The organism is Rhodoferax lacus, from assembly GCF_003415675.1.
Classification (GTDB): domain Bacteria; phylum Pseudomonadota; class Gammaproteobacteria; order Burkholderiales; family Burkholderiaceae_C; genus Allorhodoferax; species Allorhodoferax lacus.
The window spans coordinates 27,965-49,136 of sequence record NZ_QFZK01000019.1; the positions used below are offsets into that span (position 1 = coordinate 27,965).

18 protein-coding genes are annotated in these 21,172 nt (G+C 62.0%); 11 read left to right on the top strand and 7 right to left on the bottom strand.

Going from position 1 to position 21,172, the window contains the following annotated elements:
* Positions 1-30: 30 nt before the first annotated feature.
* From DIC66_RS19305 to DIC66_RS19315, 3 genes are all read right to left on the bottom strand, one after another.
* On the bottom strand, positions 31-786 hold the full coding sequence (locus tag DIC66_RS19305) for an SDR family NAD(P)-dependent oxidoreductase (protein ID WP_117179819.1): 756 nt from the start codon (positions 784-786) through the stop codon (positions 31-33).
* A gap of 12 nt (positions 787-798) precedes the next feature.
* The gene (locus DIC66_RS19310; protein ID WP_117179820.1) at positions 799-2,511 is read right to left on the bottom strand and encodes an FAD-dependent oxidoreductase; all 1,713 of its coding nucleotides are present in this window, start codon (positions 2,509-2,511) and stop codon (positions 799-801) included.
* Between the two features lie 100 nt (positions 2,512-2,611).
* Positions 2,612-4,105: a DHA2 family efflux MFS transporter permease subunit gene (locus DIC66_RS19315; protein WP_117179821.1), complete on the bottom strand. Its 1,494-nt coding sequence runs from the start codon at positions 4,103-4,105 to the stop codon at positions 2,612-2,614.
* A 1,492-nt stretch (positions 4,106-5,597) separates the two neighbouring features.
* On the opposite strand from DIC66_RS19315, the gene DIC66_RS23660 reads away from it, so the two are divergent.
* Positions 5,598-5,729 (top strand): hypothetical protein, encoded by a 132-nt coding sequence (locus tag DIC66_RS23660; protein ID WP_275405262.1) that lies wholly within the window; start codon positions 5,598-5,600, stop codon positions 5,727-5,729.
* A 2-nt stretch (positions 5,730-5,731) separates the two neighbouring features.
* Here the strand turns inward: DIC66_RS23660 and DIC66_RS19320 are convergent, their stop codons facing one another.
* Positions 5,732-6,571 carry an SDR family oxidoreductase gene (locus DIC66_RS19320; protein WP_233506007.1) on the bottom strand — a complete coding sequence of 280 codons (840 nt, stop codon included), beginning with the start codon at positions 6,569-6,571 and terminating at the stop codon, positions 5,732-5,734.
* Between the two features lie 52 nt (positions 6,572-6,623).
* Positions 6,624-7,838, bottom strand: a complete 1,215-nt coding sequence (locus tag DIC66_RS19325; RefSeq protein WP_117179822.1) for a phytanoyl-CoA dioxygenase family protein — start codon at positions 7,836-7,838, stop codon at positions 6,624-6,626.
* 126 nt (positions 7,839-7,964) lie between these two features.
* On the opposite strand from DIC66_RS19325, the gene DIC66_RS19330 reads away from it, so the two are divergent.
* A complete protein-coding gene (locus DIC66_RS19330; protein ID WP_117179823.1) occupies positions 7,965-8,990 on the top strand; it encodes a LacI family DNA-binding transcriptional regulator in 1,026 nt (341 codons plus the stop codon).
* Positions 8,991-9,056: 66 nt separating this feature from the next.
* On the opposite strand, the gene DIC66_RS19335 is transcribed toward DIC66_RS19330, so the two are convergent.
* Complete coding sequence (locus DIC66_RS19335; protein WP_117179824.1) at positions 9,057-10,109, bottom strand: LacI family DNA-binding transcriptional regulator; 1,053 nt, start codon at positions 10,107-10,109, stop codon at positions 9,057-9,059.
* 108 nt (positions 10,110-10,217) lie between these two features.
* On the opposite strand from DIC66_RS19335, the gene DIC66_RS19340 reads away from it, so the two are divergent.
* The 3 genes from DIC66_RS19340 to DIC66_RS19350 all read left to right on the top strand — a co-directional run bounded on the left by DIC66_RS19340 (position 10,218) and on the right by DIC66_RS19350 (position 13,045).
* The gene (locus tag DIC66_RS19340; protein WP_117179825.1) at positions 10,218-11,120 is read left to right on the top strand and encodes a sugar phosphate isomerase/epimerase family protein; all 903 of its coding nucleotides are present in this window, start codon (positions 10,218-10,220) and stop codon (positions 11,118-11,120) included.
* A 9-nt stretch (positions 11,121-11,129) separates the two neighbouring features.
* Positions 11,130-12,140 (top strand): Gfo/Idh/MocA family protein, encoded by a 1,011-nt coding sequence (locus DIC66_RS19345; RefSeq protein ID WP_117179826.1) that lies wholly within the window; start codon positions 11,130-11,132, stop codon positions 12,138-12,140.
* A gap of 113 nt (positions 12,141-12,253) precedes the next feature.
* Positions 12,254-13,045: a TIM barrel protein gene (locus DIC66_RS19350; protein WP_117179827.1), complete on the top strand. Its 792-nt coding sequence runs from the start codon at positions 12,254-12,256 to the stop codon at positions 13,043-13,045.
* A gap of 6 nt (positions 13,046-13,051) precedes the next feature.
* On the opposite strand, the gene DIC66_RS19355 is transcribed toward DIC66_RS19350, so the two are convergent.
* The gene (locus DIC66_RS19355) at positions 13,052-14,077 is read right to left on the bottom strand and encodes a LacI family DNA-binding transcriptional regulator (RefSeq protein WP_233506008.1); all 1,026 of its coding nucleotides are present in this window, start codon (positions 14,075-14,077) and stop codon (positions 13,052-13,054) included.
* A gap of 236 nt (positions 14,078-14,313) precedes the next feature.
* On the opposite strand from DIC66_RS19355, the gene DIC66_RS19360 reads away from it, so the two are divergent.
* From DIC66_RS19360 to DIC66_RS19385, 6 genes are all read left to right on the top strand, one after another.
* A complete protein-coding gene (locus DIC66_RS19360) occupies positions 14,314-15,222 on the top strand; it encodes a sugar phosphate isomerase/epimerase family protein (protein WP_117179829.1) in 909 nt (302 codons plus the stop codon).
* Between the two features lie 31 nt (positions 15,223-15,253).
* Entirely contained in the window at positions 15,254-16,180 is a 927-nt protein-coding gene (locus tag DIC66_RS19365) for a sugar phosphate isomerase/epimerase family protein (RefSeq protein ID WP_117179830.1), read from the top strand.
* 15 nt (positions 16,181-16,195) lie between these two features.
* A complete protein-coding gene (locus DIC66_RS19370; RefSeq protein ID WP_117179831.1) occupies positions 16,196-17,368 on the top strand; it encodes a Gfo/Idh/MocA family protein in 1,173 nt (390 codons plus the stop codon).
* Between the two features lie 189 nt (positions 17,369-17,557).
* Positions 17,558-18,487: a sugar ABC transporter substrate-binding protein gene (locus tag DIC66_RS19375; protein WP_117179832.1), complete on the top strand. Its 930-nt coding sequence runs from the start codon at positions 17,558-17,560 to the stop codon at positions 18,485-18,487.
* A gap of 69 nt (positions 18,488-18,556) precedes the next feature.
* Entirely contained in the window at positions 18,557-20,095 is a 1,539-nt protein-coding gene (locus DIC66_RS19380; RefSeq protein WP_117179833.1) for a sugar ABC transporter ATP-binding protein, read from the top strand.
* Between the two features lie 20 nt (positions 20,096-20,115).
* Positions 20,116-21,147: an ABC transporter permease gene (locus tag DIC66_RS19385; RefSeq protein WP_117179834.1), complete on the top strand. Its 1,032-nt coding sequence runs from the start codon at positions 20,116-20,118 to the stop codon at positions 21,145-21,147.
* Positions 21,148-21,172 lie beyond the last annotated feature (25 nt).

Genomic DNA, 21,172 nt, shown 5'->3' on the forward strand with positions numbered 1-21,172 from the left:
CCCGCGCGCTTGGCGCGCGGTCCGTGCGTTCTAGCAGGCCAGGAAGCCGCCATCCACCGGCAGGATGGCGCCGGTGATGTAGGAGGCGTGGTGCGAGCACAGGAACAGCGCCGCGCCATTGAGCTCTTCCGGTTGGGCATAGCGCTTCATGGGCACGTGCACCAGCAACTTTTCCAGCTTCTGGGGGTCTTGCAAAGTGGACTCCGTCATGGGCGTGGCCATCAGGCCCGGGGCCAGGGCGTTGACCCGCACGCCCTGGCTTGCCAGCTCGCAGGCCAGCCCCTTGGTGAGCTGCCCTATGCCGCCCTTGGATACGGTGTAGGGCACGGAGTTGGGTGTGGAAACAAAGGTCTGCACCGAGGCAATATTCAGCACCGAGCCCTGCGTCTCCTTGAGCTGCTCCATAAAGGCCAGCGCCATGTAGAACGGCCCGTTCAGGTTGACCTGCATGGTGGTGTGCCAGGCGTGCAGCGGGTCGCCCTCATGCAAGGGCGCGCGCAGCAGAACGGCGGCATTGTTCACCAAGGCGTAGGCCGGGCCGTGCTCTGCCCGGATACGTGCTGCCAACGCCTTGCAGGCATCGGCATCTGACACATCCAGCGTGCAGGCACGGGCCAGGCCGCCACTGGCCTGGATGTGCTGTGCAGTTACCTCCAGTTCTGGCGCCTTGCGGTCTACCAGAATGACGCGTGCACCGGCGGCTGCGAAGCCGCGGGCCATGGCCGCGCCATTGCCCTGCGCAGCGCCGGTAATGACCACCAGTTTGTTCTTGTAGGAGATTTCCATGCTGTGTGATTCTTAGACGTGCACGCCGGCGGCATGGCGACCGGCGATGTAACCAAAGGTCATGCCCGGGCCAATGGTCGAGCCCGGGCCGGGGTAGGCGCCACCGAACACGCTGGCCTGGTCGTTGCCCACGGCATACAGGCCCTTGAGCGGCTGGCCCTGCTGGTCCAGCACGCGCGCGCAGGCATCAACGGCAATGCCGGCAAAGGTGCCGATCTCACCCACGTACAGGCGCACCGCGTAAAACGGCCCCTGCTCCACGGGTGACAGGCAGCTGTTGGGTTTGACTTCGTCATCGCCCTGGTAGGAGTCGTACACGCTTTCGCCGCGGTGGAAAAGCGGGTCTTTGCCAGCGCGGGCGGCGGCGTTGAAATCGCGCACCGTGTCCTGCAGGCCTTGCGGGTCTATGCCGGTCTTGCTGGCCAGTTCGGCCAGGCTGTCGGCCTTGATCAGATAGCCGTTGCGCACGTACTTGCCCTTGGGAACCGGGAAGGGGCGCACAAAGCCCATGCCCCAGCGCTTGACGGTGCGGCTGTCCGCAACCAGCCAGGCGGCGGCTTCACTGGCGCCCTCCTGCTCGTTCACGGCGATCATGCCCTGCACGAAGTGGTGGTAGGACGAGGACTCATTGACAAAGCGTTTGCCCTTGCGGGAGACAGCAATAAAGCCAGGCTTCATGCGGTCCACCAGATGCGGCCACACGCCTTCGATGCCGCTCACACCCGGCATCTGCGACACCGGCATCCACGAGCCAATCTGGGTTACATGCGCATCAAAGCGGCCGCCCACGCTTTCGGCCAGGCGCACACCGTCGCCGGTGTTGCCCAGTGGCACGGGCGTGGGGTGGGGCAGGCCGCCAGCCACCTTGGGGTAGGAGGCCGCGCGGCGCTTGTCGTCACGGCCGTAGCCGCCACAGGCCAGCACCACGCCGCGCCGGGCCAGCACCCGGACCGGGCCCGTGGGCGTATCGATGATGGCGCCGCGGATGGCATCGTTTTCCGAGATCAGGCGCCTCAAGGGTGAGTTCAGCCACATCGGGATTTCCAGGTCCAGCACCGTACGCGCCAGGCGCCCGACCAGCGCCCGGCCCCGCACCATCTGCTCGCTGCGGCCATACAGCACCATGTCGCGTGCATGGGCCACCAGCTTCTTCATCACAAAGCCAAGCGACTTGAGGGAGCGACCCGCGCGCATGAACTCTTTCATCTCCACACTGGAACCAATGGCCAGGCCCAGGAAAAGGGTTTGGGGCAGTTGGTTGCGCAGGGTCTTGAGGTGCTCGCCGAGTTTGCTGGTCTGGTAGGTCTCGGTGCACAGGCCGCGCTGAGTGCGCGAGTGGGGGTTGGCCGAAACATAGTCCGGATAGTCCATGGAGTAGAACTTGACCTCGGATTCGCGCTCCAGAAAATCCACCATCTCCCGGCCATAGGTCAGGTAGGCCTCGACACGTTCCGGGTTTACATAGCCCCGGCCCTCGTCCAGTATGTATTTGCGCGCAATGTCTATCGAGTCGTCCTTGCCGGACTTGGCATTGGCCGCCACCGAGTGCCGGTTGCCTGGAATCCAGATCATGCCGCCCGACAGGGCCGTGGTGCCGCCAAAAAGGTCCTCCTTTTCCACCACAATCACCTGAAGGCCCGCCTTGCGGGCAGCAATGGCAGCGGTCAGCCCGGCTGCACCACTGCCCACCACCAACAGGTCACACAATTCCGTACGAGTTTCCACAGAACATCCTTTTTCAATGTTTTATGTTTCCATTAAAGAAACACTGTAATGCATGCGGAAATATAGTGTCCTTTTGTTTGGGGGGGTAGCGGGTTAACCATTAGGCGTGCTCCGAGGCGCGGACCGGCCGAATCAACAGCAACAGCGGCATGGTCAACAGGGTGAGGCACAGCATGACGCGGAAGTCGTGGACGTAGGCCACAAGGGCCGCCTGGCGATTGACTTCCAGGTTGAGGGCGGCCAGTCCGGCGGGCGTCAGCGGGTTCAGGGCTGCTGGCAGGTTCTGCAGCGCCTGGCTGGCATAGTGGATGTCGGTGGAGAGTTCGGCATGCGCGCGCGCCATGCCCCGCGTGAGCAGGGTCTGCACAACCGAGATGCCCACGCTGCTGCCCAGGGTGCGCATCAGGCTGAAAACCGGTGTGCCTTCGTTGCGCAGGCCCGGTGCCAAGGTGGCGAAAGTGACAGCGCTGAGCGGCACAAAGGTAAAGCCCACGCCCAGGCCCTGGATAAAGCCGGAGCTGCGCAACAGGCTGCTGTCCATCTCCAGTGTGATGTGGGTCATCTGGTAAAGCGAGATAGCCGTCAGGCCAAAGCCCACGGCCATGATGGCGCGCAATTCAAAGCGGTGCACCAGCCGCCCCACCACCACCATGGCCAGCATGGTGCCCAGACCGCGCGCAGCCATGATCTCACCGGCGAACACAATGGGGTAGCCCAGCAGCCCCTGCAACAAGGAAGGCAGCAAGGCCATGGTGGCAAACAGCGTCATGCCCATCACGCTGGCGAAAGCCGTGCCGGTGATGAAGTTGCGGTCCCTGAGCAGGTCGCGGTTCAGGAAGGAGGGGCCGCGCACCGTGAGCGTGTGGGCCATGAAGAAGGCCAGGGCCATGGCGCAACCCGCCGCCTCCACCCGGATTTCCGGCGCGTTGAACCAGTCCATCTGTTCGCCGCGGTCCAGGAACAGTTGCAGCAGGCCGATGGCCAGGCTCAGCGTGGTCAAGCCGAAGATATCGAGCTGTTCACCGGCTGGTTTGCTCTCTGGCAAGTAGCGCGCAATGCCGTAAAAGGCAAACACGCCCACCGGCAGGTTGATGAAGAACACCCAGCGCCAGTTGGCGTGTTCGGTCAGCCAGCCGCCCAGCACCGGCCCCAGGATGGGCCCTACCATGATGCCCGCACCCCAGATGGCCATGGCCTGGCCAACCTTTTCTTTCGGGTTGATGTCCAGCAACACGGCCTGCGACAAGGGTACCAGCGCGGCACCAAACAGGCCTTGCAGCAGCCGCGCCAATACCATCTCGCTGAGGTTTTGCGCCAGGCCGCACAAGGTCGAGGCGATTGTGAAACCGACCACTGAGGCCAGAAAAATCTGTCGTCGGCCCCATTGCCCGCACAGCCAACCGGTCAGCGGCGTGGCAATGGCAGCAGCAACGATGTAGGAAGTCAGTACCCAGGCAATCTGGTCCTGCGAGCTTTGCAGGCTGCCCTGCATGTGCGGCAGGGCCACGTTGGCAATCGTGGTGTCCAGCGCCTGCATGATGGTGGCCAGCATGATGGACACGGTGATCATGCCCTTGTGCGGTACCGCGTTCATGGCGAAACCGATAGTGAAAGCAAACGACGCCCAGCCACGCGTGGCTGCTCGGTTAGCAGCCCAGCGGGCGCCCAATGCCGGTTTCGCCCGATGGCAGATACGGCCAGACAAAGGGGGCGCCCGACCCGTGCGGCGCGGGCGCCTAGGATCAGTGTGCGCATGGCATCATCGACACGCAGATTGCCCTTCACGATCAGCGTCAAGCCTGCGGTGGCACGTTTCGTCCCGGCGATCTTTGAATGGGGGGGATACAGCTTCCGAACCAGGTGCACTGTCATTGAACTGCTTTGCATGACACCTTGAATAGAACAACAGGACGTCCGGGGCACCCGTTGCGCTGCCCCGTTTGCTCGTATGCCCCGTCTGAGGGGCATGCAGCTTACCATTGGTCAGCTTCGTTAGCATTGTTCTCTGGTTAGCACATGGTTTCTTTATTGGAAATAAAGTTTCCATATTTTTATGAGAAAGATGCAGTTGGGCCATAGTGGTTAACCCGGGTGAATACCGCTGTGCATATTGAGGACTACCAACGCGGGACGGGTTGCGGGGTTTTTAAGTGGTGTCCAGCTATGCCAGGCTAAAGGTCCCGCACCAAAGCCATGTGGTGGCATGTTTCCGAACCTGTGCGGTTTGGCCATCCGCAGTCATGGCCGGTTTCCAGTCGGGATTGGGGGCGTTATGCCCGATGATTTCACGGCCCCCGCTCGGAGGAATATCTGTTTCCAAGTCGGGTACGTAAATTGCCCCCTTTGGGAACCCGTCACTACACCCGAATTGTGGAAGGCTGGGCGGAGCACAGAGGTCTGGTCCCTTGTGCCTATGGGACTCACTCGATGCGGCGGACAAATGCAATGCTTGTTTACATGCTCATGAAGAACTTTGCGCACGGTTCCATTTTTTGCCTGAACAGGCCAAGCTTGACTATCCACCGTGAGGTACGTTGGAATAAAAGTGGATAGCGCCTTGGAGATGGATGAAAAAACCGAGATTTAAGTGTCCGGGATCACGCCCGAAACGTCACCACTATGGAACGCGGAGACAGGGTGATTTCGCATGTTATTTGTGCCACCTTGGATCAGAAATCAGTTGCCACAAGGCAGCCATTGGCAATGACAGTTCTGCAAAGTGGATGCGGTAAACCCAAGAACTGTGGATGTCGGGAAATAGCCTTGAGCGAAAACACGGACGATCAAACTGTATGACTACTCCTGGTCGTGAGGAGTCGACCACTTTTGAAGTCGACCCTCTTGGTTGCCGTCATTTGACATTGATATAGGCACTTTGCGCTCAATCCCACCACGGTTAACGTAATCCTTCTCCTATTACGTAGGTCAAACGGGGCCAAGTGGGGGGCAATAGTCACCGTTGACGATCCCGAGGTGTTTGCTGCCAAGCCCGCGCCCGACCTGTTCCGGGTGGCAATGCGGCGCATAGGAGCGGACCGGCGCGCACGCTGGCGTTTGAAGACTCGCCGTATGGTGTGCAGTCGGCCGTGGCGGCGGGTTTGCGTGTGATTGCCGTGCCAGATTCGGCCATGGACCGGGGGCGCTACCCGGCAGCCTCCGACATCCTGAACCGCCTGGCTGACTTCGATCCCGAGGCCTGGGGTTTGCCGGGGATGTAAGTCTACAAACGTCCTTCAGGACGGGGCGCGCCGTCGTAGCCGCCCCATACCGATTGGTCGTACTCGATCACCGAGCCCGTCATCAGGCCAGACTCTGCGCTGCACAAAAAGGCCACCGCCCGTGCCACCTCGTTCGGGTCGACCAGTCGGCCATTCGGTTGCGCGGCGGCGGCCTGCACCAGCCAGTCGTCAGAGCCACCATGGAACTCGCGCTGTATGCGGTCCTCGCCCTCGCTGGACATCCAGCCAATGTTCAGGGCATTGACCCGTATGCGGTTGTGCAAGAGCGCGTAGGCCGTGTTGCGCGTCAGCGTTGCCAGTGCGCCCTTGCTGGCGCAGTAGGCGGCGATAAAGGGCTGACCGGCCAGCGCCGACATCGATCCGATGTTGACAATGCGTCCCTCAATGCCCGCGCGCCGCATCACCAGGATGCTCTCCTGCATCAGGTAGAACGGCGCACGCACATTGACGGCAAACATGCGGTCAAACAGTGCCGGGTCGGTGTCCAGAATGGTGCCGCGGTCGGTCAGGGCCGCGGCATTGACCAGCACGTCCACCCGGCCAAAGCGTTCATCGGCCTGTCGCACCACGGCTCGGCAATCGTCCACTTTTTCCAGGTCGGCCTGCACATACAGCGCCTGCGTGCCCAGTGACTTGAGCAGTTCCACCTGGGCTGTACCCTTGGCGGTATTGCGTCCGCAAATCACCACACCCAGCGCACCGCGCCGGGCCAGGGTGGCCGCAATCGCCGCGCCCAGCCCTTGTGTGCCGCCGGTCACGATAGCGACCTGGCCCTGCAGCGAAGCCATGGCGTGGGGGTTGGAAGGGGTACTGGTGTTCATGCGTCGTCCAAGAAAAGTGGTGGTGGAGGGGAGATGGATCAGGTAGCGGGTGTCAGCTCAGGCGGGTTTGCGCCTGCGCCTGCAACGTGGCGTTGAAGTCCGCAGCGGAGATGCCCTGGGCCAGCGCGCTGCGCATCAGGTCCTGCTGGCTTTGTGGCGCCAGCCCCCCAAGGGGCGGATCGCGGTCCAGGTTGGTTGGGAAGGCATAGCCTTCGGCACAGGCGGCAATGGCGGCGGCGACATTGGCGGGGTCCATGGTGCCCTGGGCCACGCACAGGCTGGGGTAGAGCTGCTGGGCCATGCGCACACGGTCCACCGATTCCATGCAGCGGCCAAACGCGCTGCTGATCTGCAGCAAGTTGGCCATGCGCCGGATGTGGCTGGAGCGGTTGGTGCCTGCCGCATGCATGAGTGCCGGGTTGAAGAAGATACCGTCGCCCTTTGCCAGGGGCAACTGCACATGGTGGCTGTCAAAGTACGCCTGAAACGCCGGCACACCCGAGACCAGGTAACCGGGCAGGTATTTCTGCGAATGCGGCAGGTACAGCGTGGGGCCGCTTTCCAGCGGCATGTCCACATGCGCCACGGCGCCTTGCAGCGTGAGCAGGGGCGAGAGCCGATGCACATGGGTGGGAAAGCGTTCGGCCCCCGCGGCATTGAAAAAGCCCAGGTGGTAGTCCCGGTGCGCAACCTGGGCCTGTCCACCGGGGTTGACGCAGTTGATCTGCGAGGTGATCTGGTAGGCCGGTCCCAGCCAGGCCTCACACACCGTGGCCAGCAGGGCATTGCCGTAATAGGCGGCAAACACGTCGGGGGCCCGCAGGCACAGTTTTTCCAGCGCATTCCAGACCCGGTCATTGGCACCCGGTTTGGCAAAGTGGTCACCCGCATGGCCGGCTTTGCGTGATTCTTCGATGAGGGTCTGGAAGGTGTGGGTGGTGGCGTCGACCACGCCGACATCGGGGTACAGACCCTGTACCACCAGCACACCCGGGCCGCTTTGCCAGACGCGGGCCCATTCGGCCATCAGTGCGTTGCGCCAGGCAGCCGGGTCGGCGGCGCGGCCCTGGCCCACGCGCAAGGCCCGGGCCTCATACACCGGCACACCTTGCAGGATATGCGTGGCCTGCGGGCAGTCAGTGGCTTGGGTGGCTGTTTGCCGCAGCGCATCCAGATCGCTGACCTGGCATTGCGCGGCTTGCAGGTAGCCACTGGCGGGGGCGGCGGCAGAGGTGGTGGCAAGCGATGGGGCGGCAGTGGGGACCATGGGGTTCTTTCCTGATAGCGGTCAATTCCGGTGAAGCTGCAGTGTAGGAAGAGTGGCCGCGCCGCACAGGCATAAAACACCTCAGGAAAACCTCAGCGCTTCAACGCTTGCTGCACAATTCCGGCCATGGCCCATCCCCATTTGCTCAAAGCGGTTGCCCTGCAGGCCGGCGTGAGCCTGGCCACGGTGGACCGCGTGGTGCATCAACGTCCGGGCGTTCGCGCGCACACGCTTCGCCGCGTGCAGCAGGCCATGGCCGAGTTGGAGCGGCAAAGTGCACAGGTCGGGCTGCAGGGGCGCAAGTTCATGCTCGACGTGGTGTTGCAGGCACCCATGCGCTTTGCCCATATGGTGCGTGACGCGCTCGAGCGCGAAATGCCCTTGCTGCACCCTGCCGTTCTGCGGGCGCGCTACCACCTGAGCGAGTCTGTGCCGGTGGCCGACTTGGTGGGCACGCTGGACCGGATTGCGGCACGCGGCAGCCACGGTGTGCTGCTCAAGGCCCCCAATGAAACCAGTGTGGTGGATGCCGTGGCGCGGCTGCAGGCCCGGGGCATTCCGGTGGTCACGCTGGTGACCGATTTGCCGCATTCAAAACGCCTGGCCTATGTGGGGATGGACAACCAGGCGGCCGGCCAAACCGCCGCCTATCTGCTGGGCCAATGGTTGGGGCCAGAGCGCCCGGCGGGGGTGCTGGTGTCGCTGAGCAGCACGCGTTTTCGGGGCGAGGGTGATCGCGAAGCGGCTTTTGCCCAGGCCTTGCAGCAGCACTACCCGCTGCTGCACCGCGTGGATGCCAGCGAGGGCCTGGGGCTGCACGAGGCCACCGTCAAGCTCGTGCGTCAGCGGCTGCAAGCGCATCCGGATGTGTGTGCTGTTTACTCAATTGGTGGGGCCAATGCCGCCATCCTGCAGGCCTTTGCGGCGCAGAGACGACGATGCGAGGTATTTATCGGTCACGATCTGGATGCCGACAACCTGCCACTGTTGAAAAGTGGGCAACTCAGCGCCGTGCTGCACCACGACCTGCAGCACGATCTGCGCATGGCTTGTCTGCGCGTGATGCGGGTCCACGGTGCTGGCGACGCGCAGGTACTCCACAGCCTGTCAGCAGTTCAGGTCATCACACCCATGAATCTGCCCAAGAGTTGAAGAATCTGCAGGTGCCGTCCCCCACGAAATGTGGGAACCCAACACCACAAAGATGCTTTTTTATTCTCAGCCCAAATACGGCTGGCGCCCCATGTTCTCTGCAAAGTACAAACGGAAATCCCCGGGCCTGTCCAGTTGCTTCACGGCCGGTGTCATGCCCACTGCGGCCAGAACATTCTGCAAGGCGCGTATGGACTGGGAGTCCGGGTCCTGATCGATCACCACATCCAGAATGCCCTGGTGCAGATACTGCCGGTGGTCGTCGGATATCTCGTGTGTAACCCAGCAGACCTTGTCGCCCGCGTAGCGCTGCAGGGCGGCCTGTATGCCGGGTGAGCCTGCTCCGGTGTTGTACAGCCCGACGATTCCTTCGCTGGTTTGCAGGGCCTGGCGCACCACCCGATAGCACTTGTCCGGGTCGTCATGGGTTTCGGTTGCGTCCACGTCAAAACGAAGCTGGGGAAATTGGGCCGTCAGTACTTCGCGGCAACCCTCGCTGCGCTCAATGTGTCCGGAATAGTCATTGCGACTCGAAAGGATCAGCACATGCCCCATGCGCTGGCAGAGCCTGCCCAGCAGATAGCCCGCAGTGCGCCCTGCGGCATGGTGGTCAATACCCACGTAGTCCAGGTTCGAGACATCATTCACGCGGGTCACCACCATGCAGACGTGCTCGCCCCGTACCCGTGCTGCCTGTAGGGCCTGGCGTACGCCCTGTGTATCGGGCGCCGAAACAATCAGGGCCCGGCGGGCGTAGCGCCGGGGGCCGACGGCCCGTATGAACGCCGCCTCATCTTCTTCCGGAGTGGTGACATGGTGCACCACCAGTCGCTTGTCTAGCATGGCCACGCCGCGCTTCATGGCCTGCTTGAGCCGCTGAAAAAAGGGTGAAGGATTATCGGGCAGCACGATGTCTACGTGAATCAGCCCGTGCTGCGTTTCCGGCAGAACGCGCGGTATGCCGAGTTGCCGCGCGGCCTGCACCACCTTCTCGCGAGACTTGGCAGAAGAGGTGTCTCGCTCGTTGAGAACACGGTCCACCGTGGCCACGCTCACACCTGCCAAAGCGGCAATTTCTGCGAAGCGGGCGGACTTTTTTCGGCGCTTAGGGTTTTCCATAGTTTGACGATTTTTCGTCAATTATCTCTCTAATGCAGCACGGGGCCAAACCTACATTACGTCAGCCATGCAGCGTGTGTGGCAGCAAGAACCGCAGGAGACACAAGCATGAAGATTGCGTTAGACCCCTACATGATCCGGCACCTGAGCCTGGAGCAATTGCCCGGTGTGGTGGCTGACCTGGGCTACGACCAGATTGAACTCTCACCCCGTTCCGATTTTCTGGACTGGTGGGTCATGCCGCGCGCCACGAAGGAGCGCATGGCCGCCTTCAAATCCGCCATGAAAACGGCCGGTGTCGGCCTTGCCTCGCTGCAACCCATGTACCGCTGGGCCAGCCCGTTTGAAGACGAACGCCAGTGGGCCATACGCTGCTGGAAGAAGGCCATTGAAGTCTCGGTGGAGATGGGTTGCGAGCTGATGATCAGCGAGTTTGGGCGTGGTGCCTCGCCCGAGCGCTCGGTGGGTGAGCGCCCTGGCGCCAACACCAAGGAGATGTGCGAGGCCGCCTGGTTCCGCTCCATGGACGAACTGCTGCCCATCTTCGAGCGCGAAGGCCTGACCCTCTCGGTGGAGCCGCATCCGGAAGACTGGATAGAGACCATGCAGCCAGCCACCGACATCGTCAAGAACATCGGCTCCAAGGCGCTCAAGTTGTCCTACATCGCGCCGCACACCTTCTACTACGGCGATGACATGGCGGCCATGATCAAAGAGGCCGCACCGGTGCTGGCCCATGTGCGCGTGGCCGATACCTTCAACCACAAAAAGAGCAGCCAGCTGCGCTACATCGTCAACCCGCCCGGCTCCGGCCAGATCCGCGTTCACCAGCACCTGGACATGGGCCAGGGCGAGATTGACTGGGACGTCTTCTTCGGCACTCTGGCCGCCGTCAAGTTCAACGGCGTGCTGTCTTCCTGTGTATTCGCCTGGGAAGAGCGTGCCAACGAATCGTCCCGCTTCATGCGCGCTGAGATGCAGCGCTACCTCGACAAACATTCACAACCCTAAGGAAACTTCATGACTTTGAACATCGGTGTCATCGGCTGCGGCATGATCGGCCGCGACCACACCCGTCGCCTGCAACAAGTACTCGCCGGAGCACAGGTGGTTGCCCTCAGCGACGTCAACCAGGCCAACGCCGAAGGCGTGCAAAAAGACTTTGCGCCCAACGCGCGTATCTACGCCACCGGTGAGGAACTGATTGCCGCACCCGAAGTGCACGCTGTGCTGGTGACCAGCTGGGGCGCCACTCACGAGCCCTATGTGCTGGCCGCCATTGCTGCTGGCAAGCCGGTGTTCTGCGAAAAGCCCCTGGCCACTACCGCCGAAGGTGCGCGCCGCATCGTGGAAGCCGAAGTGCAATTTGGCAAGCGCTTGGTGCAGGTGGGCTTCATGCGCCGCTACGACGCTGGCTACCTGGCACTCAAGGAAGCCGTGGACAAGCACACCGGCGCGCCGATTCTCGTGCACGCCGCCCACCGCAATCCGGCAGTGCCTGAGGCCTACACCACGCCCATGGCCATCCACGACACCATGATCCACGAGATCGATGTGTTCCGCTGGCTGCTCAACGACGACTACGTCTCGGCCCGTGTGCTGTATCCGCGCAATGCCGCGCGCAGCCACACCAAGCTGCGCGACCCGCAGGTCGTGGTGCTGGAGACCGCGAAGGGCGTGCTCATCGACGTCGAAATTTTCGTCAACTGCCATTACGGCTATGACATCCAGTGCGAGGTGGTGGGTGAAGACGGCGTTGCCAGCCTGCCCGAACCCATGACCGTGGACATGCGCCTGGGCGCCAAGCGCCAGAGCACCATCCTTACCGACTGGAAAGACCGCTTCGTGGCCAGCTACGACGTGGAGCTCAACGACTTCATTGGCGCAGCCACAGCCGGTGGCGCCACCGGCCCCAGCTCCTGGGACGGCTATGCCGCCGCTGTCACTGCCGACGCCTGCGTTGCGGCGCAGTCCACATCGGGCGAAGCCGTGGCCATCGCGCTGCCTGTACGCCCGGCCCTTTATGCATAAGCCCCCACGCTCCGCCGCTTCGCGGGTCGCTGCCCCCCAAGGGGGCGCGTTTCGCCTTGGGGCGGCCCGGCGGCGAAACATTCCATCAAGCTATTTTTTTTGAAAGAACCACCATGCGTTTTTCCCTGAGTCATATCCTGGCCCCGCGCCAATCCCCTGCCGAGTTCTTTGCCATGGCCCGCGCCCTGGGCATCACCGATGTCGAAATTCGCAACGACACGCCAAACGTGGTCGGTACCATTTCGCCCGCTGAAGTGAAAGCCGCAGCCAAAGCGGCCGGTGTGAACCTGTTGTCCATCAACGCGCTGTATCCCTTCAACGTGTGGAACGAAGAGCGTCGCGCACAGACCGAGAAGCTGGCCGCCTATGCCGCTGCGTGTGGTGCCCAGGCTCTGGTGATGTGTCCTTTGAACGAAGGCAAGCCGGTCGCCCAGGAGGCTCTGGTCGAAGCCCTGGCTGCCATCAAGCCGGTTCTGGTAGCACACGGTATCCGTGGGCTGGTGGAGCCTCTGGGCTTTGGCGTATCTTCACTGCGCCGCAAGGCCGACGCCATCGCAGCCATCAAGGCAGCGGGAGGCGAGGGCGTGTTCAAGCTGGTGCACGACACCTTCCACCACCACCTGGCCAGCGAGACCGCGTTCTACCCGGAGTGGACTGGCCTGGTGCACATATCCGGCGTGGCCGACACCGACGTGTCCGTGGCCGGCATGCTGGACGCACACCGCGTGCTGGTGGACAAGCGTGACCGGCTGGGCAACGTGGCGCAAATCCGCTCGCTGCAGGCCGCGGGCTACAAGGGCCTATTCAGCTACGAGCCCTTTGCCACGGAGGTGCAAGAACTCGACGACCCGCAAACCGCGCTTGCGGACAGCATGGGTTGGTTGCGCGAGCAGGTGGCGGCTTGAGGGTACTCACACATTCGCCACCGTGTACAGTGTGAAGGGCAGCAGGCCCTGGCTCTTGCCGACTGGCTGGCGGTTCTGCAAGCGCTTCTGCATGGCCTCGCACAGGCTGCGCGCCATCCACTCACAGGGGTGCGATAGCACCACGCTGGCGTGGCCGTCGAGCAGGGCCTGGCGGGTGGTGTCGGTCAGGTCGTGGCAGACCGTTACCAGTTCGGGCATGGCGGCCTCTTGCAACGCCTCCAGCACGCCCTCGACACCGCCACCGGCCACATAAACACCTACCAAATCGGGGTGCAAGTGAAGCAATTCCAGTGTGGCTGCATGGGCCAGGGCCACATCCTCCAGGCTGACCAGCGTCTCCAGCACCTGGAAGCCGGGTGCGCTTTCGCGCAGGTAGGAGCGAAAGCTGATTTCGCATTGCTCCTGGCACAGGTAGCGGTGGCTGCCCAGAATCAGCCCGACCTTACCGGGGCGCTGGCTGAGCTTGGCAATCGACCAGGCGGCCGTGCGCCCCATCTTGCGGTTGTCCATGCCCACATAGCCGGCGACAGAAGGCGCGCTCAGGTCGGTGACCAGGGCAAACACCGGCACGCCCTGCGCATGCAGGGTTTCTATCGCCTGATGAATGACCGGGTGGTCGGCCGCGACCAGAGCCACCGCGTCCACCTGTTGGCCCAGGGCCAGCAGGCGCTCGGCCACCTTGCGCGGTGTGAAGTCGTCCATGAAGGCGAGCACCGGCGTGGCGCGCTGCTGCTGCAGGGCCTGCACCGCTTGCTCCAGGGCGTGGCCCAGTGCCGTGTAAAACGGCGAGCGCTGGCTTTGCAGCAAAAAGCCCAGTCTGAGCGGGCGCTGCTGCTCGCTGATGCGCTTGCTGATCAGCCCGGCGCGCCGGAAACCCAAAGTCTGCGCGGCGTCCAGCACGCGCTGCGCCGTGTCGGCTCGCACTGGGGCGCGGCGGTTGATCACGCGGTCTACTGTGGCCACGCCTACACCGGCGGCGCGGGCCACATCTTCCATGGTCGGCTCAGTCAAGTCGGGCTCCTGTTGTCTGTCTTGATAAATCTATCAATTAGCCATCCGGTCGCTTGATAGGTCTGATACCGCGCGCTACCAGAGCATTGACCATGACATATAGCGAAACAATAATTCCGCACCTTCTGACGCAGCGCGAGCGGGCCAGAAAGTCTATCAAAAAAATGATAGGAAAGAGGCCTGCAGGCAGACCCTTGCTGCGGCACAAAGCGACCACCACAACAACTGGAGACAACATGAAAATCGCCCTTGACCCGTACATGATCCGCCACCTGAGCCTGGAGCAACTGCCCGGCGCGGTAGCCGATCTGGGTTACGACCAGATCGAGCTCTCGCCCCGCTCGGATTTCCTGGACTGGTGGGTGATGCCGCGCGCCACCAAAGAGCGCATGGCAGCCTTCAAATCCGCCATGAAAGCAGCAGGCGTGGGCCTGGCCACCCTGCAGCCCATGTACCGCTGGGCCAGCCCGTTTGAGGACGAGCGCCAGTGGGCCATGCGCTGCTGGAAGAAGGCCATCGAAGTCTCGGTGGAGATGGGCTGCGAGCTGATGATTTCCGAGTTTGGCCGTGGTGCCTCGCCAGAGCGCTCGGTGGGCGAGAAGCCCGGCGCCAACACCAAGGAGATGTGCGAGGCCGCCTGGTTCCGCTCCATGGACGAGCTGCTGCCGACCTTCGAACGCGAGGGCCTGACGCTGTCGGTGGAGCCGCATCCGGAAGACTGGATCGAGACCATGCAGCCGGCCTGCGACATCGTCAAGAACATAGGCTCCAAGGCGTTGAAGCTGTCCTACATTGCGCCCCACACGTTTTACTACGGCGACGACATGGCGGCCATGATCCGCGAGGCTGCACCGGTGCTGGCCCATGTGCGCGTGGCCGACACCTTTAACCACAAGAAGAGCAGCCAGCTGCGCTACATCGTCAATCCGCCGGGCTCCAACCAGATCCGCGTGCACCAGCACCTGGACATGGGCCAGGGCGAGATTGACTGGGACCTTTTCTTCGCCACCCTGGCTGAAGTGAAGTTCGACGGCGTGCTGTCTTCTTGTGTATTCGCCTGGGAAGAGCGCGCCAACGAATCTTCCCGTTTCATGCGCTCCGAGATGCAGCGCCAACTCGACCAGCATTTCAAGCCCCAGGCCTGAACCCCACTCACAATTTGAAAGACCAAAAACCATGGCAATGAACATTGGCTGCGCACCCTGCTGCTGGGGCGTGGATGACCCGAAAAACCCGCACCTGCCGCTCTGGACCCGCGTGCTGGAAGAGGCCGCGACCGCAGGCTACAAGGGCATAGAGCTTGGACCCTATGGCTACATTCCGCTGGATGTGGACCTGGTGGGCCGCGAACTCAAGGCCAGGGGCTTGAGCATCACCGCAGGCACCATTTTTGATGACCTGGTGGAGCCCGCCAACCTGCCCAGCCTGCTCAGGCAGACGCGCGAAATCTGCGCACTCATCAAGCAGCTGCCGCAACTGCCCACCGAGCCGGGCCAGCGCTTTGCCGTGCCCTATCTGGTGGTGATGGACTGGGGCCACACCGAGCGTGATTTTGCCGCCGGCCACTCCGAGCGCGCACCGCGTCTGAACGCAGGGCAGTGGGCCGCCATGGTCTCGCACATTCGCCAGATTGCCAGCCTTGCCTGGAGCGAATTCGGCGTGCGCGCCGTGATCCATCCGCATGCCGGCGGCTACATCGAGTTTGCCGACGAGATCGACCTGATCATGGCCGACATTCCCCATGATGTGGCCGGCCTGTGCCTGGACACCGGCCATCTCTACTACTCCGGCATGGACCCGGTGCAATGGCTCAAGAACTATGCGGCACGGCTGGACTATGTGCACTTCAAGGACATTGATGCCGCCGTTTTCCAGCAGGTGCTGGGCGAACACATTGCCTTCTTTGCCGCCTGCGGCCGTGGCGTCATGTGCCCCATCGGCAAGGGCGTGATCGACTATACGCTGGTGCGCCAGACCCTGCTGGACATCGGCTACAGCGGCTACATCACCGTGGAGCAGGAGCGCGATCCGCGCAACGCCGGCTCCAGCCTGCAAGACGTGGCGCAGAGCCGCAGCTTTCTCCAATCCGTCGGCTTCAACTAATTTTTTGAAAATCCCATGATCACATCTTCTCCCCTGCGCAATGGCACCATTCCCTGGGCCATGGTCGGCGGCGGCCAAGGCAGCCAGATCGGCTACATCCACCGCTCGGCGGCGCTGCGCGACGGCAACTTCCAGCTGGTGGCCGGCGCCTTTGACATCGACGCCGAGCGCGGTCGCACATTCGGGCAAAGCCTGGGTCTTCAGGCCGAGCGCTGCTACGACAACTACCAGGCCCTGTTCAACGCGGAAAGCCAGCGCGCCGATGGCATTCGTGCCGTCTCCATTGCTACGCCCAACGGCACCCACTTTGCCATCTGCAAGGCCGCTATCGAGGCCGGCATTCACGTGGTGTGCGAGAAGCCACTGTGCTTCACCACGGCCGAGGCTGAGGAACTACTGGCCCTGTCAAAGCAACACCAGCGCGTGGTCGGCGTCACCTATGGCTATGCCGGGCACCAACTGATCGAGCAGGCGCGCGAAATGATTGCGCGTGGTGATCTGGGTGACATCCGCATTGTGCAAATGCAGTTTGCCCACGGCTTCCACAATGAGGCGGTGGAGCTGGCCAACCCGGCCACGCGCTGGCGCGTGGACCCCAAGTTTGCCGGTCCCAGCTATGTGCTGGGCGACGTCGGAACCCACCCGCTCTACCTCTCGGAGGTGATGCTGCCCGAGCTGAAGATCCAGCGCCTGATGTGCTCGCGTCAGAGCTTTGTGAAAAGCCGCGCGCCGCTGGAAGACAACGCCTTCACCATCATGGAGTACGAGGGCGGAGCCATAGGCTATGTCTGGTCCTGCGCCGTCAATGCCGGCTCCATGCACGGGCAGAAAATTCGCGTCATCGGCTCCAAGGCCAGCTTGGAATGGTGGGACGAGCGGCCGAACCAGATGAGCTATGAAATACAAGGCCAGCCGCTGCAGGTGCTGGAGCGCGGGATGGGCTATCTGCACCCCGCAGCCCTGCACGACGACCGCATTGGTGGCGGCCATCCCGAGGGCCTGTTCGAGGCCTGGTCCAATCTCTACTACCGCTTCGCCCTGGCCATGGAAGCCACCGACGCCGGTGATGCCACGGCGCTTGCCATGCTGCGCTATCCGGATATCCATGCGGGCATCGAGGGCGTGCGATGGGTAGAGAACTGTGTACGTTCAGCAGATGCGGGTGCCACCTGGGTGGACTACGTTTGAGCACTGGAGTAGACAAATATAAAAAGAAAAATACTTTCTCTAGGTGTAATCACGTAGAAAATATTTATTTTTTCAAATAATTTTTGGATACATTTCTTATTGCCGTGGAAAAATCGTTCTGCTTGACAAGCACCACAGCAAAATTGCAACCCTGTTACTTGAATCAATTCAAACTGGAGACACCCCATCATGAAAAAACTTCTGATCGCTACAGCTGTATCAGCCACCCTTCTGACCCCCATGGCTGCCCATGCACAAAAAATCGGCTTGGCTATGGCCCAGCTCGACACTTTTTTGACCATCCTCAAGAACGGCACGCTAGAGGCGGGCAAAAAGGCCGGTGCCACCGTTCAGGTAGAAGATGCTGGCAATGACGTGGGCAAGCAGCTCAGCCAGATCCAGAACATGATTGCGCAAAGGTACGACGCCATCATCGTCAACCCCGTGGACACCGACGCCACCCCTAAGATGACCAAGATGGTGACCGAAGCCGGCATCCCCCTGATCTATGTGAACCGCAAGCCTGTGGACTTTGACAAGCTGCCCAAGGGCGTGGCCGTGGTGGCGTCTGACGAACGGGTTTCCGGCACCGTCGAAACCCAGGAAGTCTGCCGCCTGCTCAAGGGCAAGGGCGAGATCCTGGTGCTCATGGGTGAGCTATCCAACGAAGCGGCCCGCACCCGCACCAAGGACATTGAGGAGGTTGTAGCCACCAAGGAATGCTCCGGCTTGAAGATTGTGGACAAGCGCGAAGGCGCATGGGACCGAACCAAGGCGCAGGACATCACCACCAACTGGTTGTCCTCGGGTGTCAAGTTTGACGCCATCATCGCCAACAACGACGAAATGGCCATCGGCGCCATCAACGCACTGAAGGCCGGCAAGAAGTGGACCCCCGCCACCATCGTGGCCGGCATTGATGCCACTCCCGATGCGCTGGCTTCCATGAAGGCTGGCGACCTGAAGGTCACCGTTTTCCAGAACGCCGCCGGTCAAGGCTCTGGTGCGGTGGAGACGGCCCTCAAGCTCATCAAGAAGCAACCGGTCGAGCGTTTTGTCAACGTGCCGTTTGAGCTGGTGACGCCGGCTAACCTGGCCAAGTACTCCGGCAAGAACTAAGCAAGGTCTGTTGGTGAGGCAAGCCCGCGAGGGCTTGCCTTGTTGCCCCTTCATTGAACGAGAACACCGATGTCCGATACCGCCACCCTGGATGCCCCGGCCGTGCCAAGCGCACCTGCCGCAGAGCCGCCGCTCCTGGAAATCCATGGAATCCGCAAAGGCTTTCCCGGGGTTCTCGCCCTGGACAACGTGGGCTTCAAGCTACGCGCAGGCACCGTGCATGCCCTGATGGGCGAAAACGGCGCGGGCAAGTCCACGCTGATGAAGATCATTGCCGGCATCTACATTCCGGACCGCGGCGACATCAGCCTCAAGGGCCAGCGCATCACGCTGAAATCCCCCATCGACGCGCTGAATCAGGGCATTGCCATGATTCACCAGGAGCTCAACCTGATGCCGTACATGACGGTGGCAGAAAACGTGTGGATCACACGTGAACCCAAGAACCGGTTTGGCTTCGTGGACCACGCAGAGTTGTACCGCAAGACCGAGGAGCTGTTCAAGACCCTCAACATTGACCTCGATGTGCGCGCCGAAATACAGACCCTGTCGGTGGCCAACCGCCAGATGGTGGAGATTGCCAAGGCCGTTTCCTACAACTCCGATGTGCTCATCATGGATGAGCCCACCTCCGCGCTGACCGAGAAGGAAGTGGCCCACCTGTTTGCCATCATCCGCACGCTGCGTGCGCAGGGCAAGGGCATCATCTACATCACCCACAAGATGAACGAGCTGTTCGAGATTGCCGACGAGTTTTCGGTGTTCCGCGACGGCAAGTACATCGCCACCAAACTCTCCACCGAGGTGACGCGCGACGACATCATCAAGATGATGGTGGGCCGCGAAATTACCCAGATGTTCCCGAAGACGGAAGTGCCGATTGGCGAGGTGGTGCTCTCTATCAAAGACCTGTGCCTGGACGGCGTGTTCCGCAATATCAGCTTCGATGTGCGCGCTGGCGAGATTGTCGGTATGGCTGGTCTGGTGGGCTCCGGCCGCTCGAACGTGGCCGAGGCGCTGTTTGGTGTGACACCGGCCACCTCGGGCACCATCGCCATCAATGGCAAGACCGTTGCCATGCACAGCCCGGCCGTGGCACTGGCCGAGGGCATGGCCTTCCTGACCGAAGACCGCAAGGAAACCGGCTGCTTCCTGGGCCTCAACATCCAGGAAAACATGGACAGCGCGGTACTCAACCAGCGCTACGTGAAGAGCGGCTTTGTGCAGAGCAAACAGCTCAACGCTGAGTGCATTGAGATGGCCCAGCGCCTGCGCGTCAAGACGCCCGGCATGGACGAGATCATTCTGAACCTGTCGGGCGGCAACCAGCAAAAGGTGCTGATCGGCCGCTGGCTGCTGACCCACCCCAAGATCCTCATTTTGGACGAGCCCACGCGTGGCATTGATGTGGGCGCGAAGGCCGAAATCCATCGCCTGGTGTCCGAGTTGGCAGGGCAGGGCGTGGCCATTCTGATGATTTCTTCCGAGATGCCCGAAGTGCTGGGCATGAGCGACCGCATCGTCGTGATGCACGAAGGCCATGTGAGCGGCATCCTCGACCGCAAGGATGCAAACCAGGTTTCCATCATGGACCTGGCCGCCAAATAATTTTTATCAAAGTTGAGCATATGACTACCTCCACCCCCAACGACACCACCGCACGCGCACCTTCGGTTGGAACCAGCGCCAAACTCAAGTGGCCACCCGAGGCCAGCATCCTGCTGGTGCTGGTGGGCATCAGCCTGTTTTTTGAAGCCCTGGGCTGGTACATCAACGGCCAGAGCTTTCTGTTCAACATCGACCGTCTGCAGATCATCATTCTGCAAATGGCCGTGGTCGGTATCATCGCCGTGGGCGTGAACCTGGTCATCATCACCAGTGGCATTGACCTGTCCTCCGGCTCGGTGGTGGCGGCCACGGCCGTGGTGTCGGCCAGCCTGGCCCAGGTGTCGGACTTTCCACGCGCCGTGTTCCCGGCGCTCACCGATCTGCCGGTGATCTGGCCGGTTCTGGCGGGCATGGCAGTCGGCCTGGTCATTGGCCTGATCAACGGCTCGCTGATTGCCTACACCGCCATTCCGCCCTTTATTGCCACGCTGGGCACCATGGTGGCCGCACGTGGTTTTGCCAAGTGGTTCACCGGTGGCATGCCGGTCTCCATGCTCACCGATGACTTTGCCGCCATAGGCGCCGGGGCCAACCCGGTGTACATCTTCATCACCATTGCGCTTATCTTCCATGTGGTGCTGCGCTACACACGATTCGGCAAGTTCACCTATGCCATCGGCGCCAACCGCCAGGCCGCGCGCGTCTCCGGCATCAACGTCAATCGCCACCTGGTCTGGATCTACACCATCGCCGGCCTGCTCTCCGGCATTGCCGGCAGCGTCACCGCCGCGCGTGCCATCTCAGGTCAGTCCGGCATGGGTGTGATGTATGAGTTGGATGCCATTGCCGCGGTGGTCATTGGCGGTACCTCGCTGGTGGGGGGTCTGGGCCGCATCACCGGCACCGTGATCGGCGTGCTGATCCTGGGCGTGATGATGTCGGGCTTTACTTTCATCCGCATCGACGCCTACTACCAGGAGATGGTCAAGGGCGCCATCATCGTGGCCGCCGTGGTGGCCGACCAGTACCGCAACAAGAAGCGCGGACGCTGATCCGGGTGCATTCCATAGAACATAG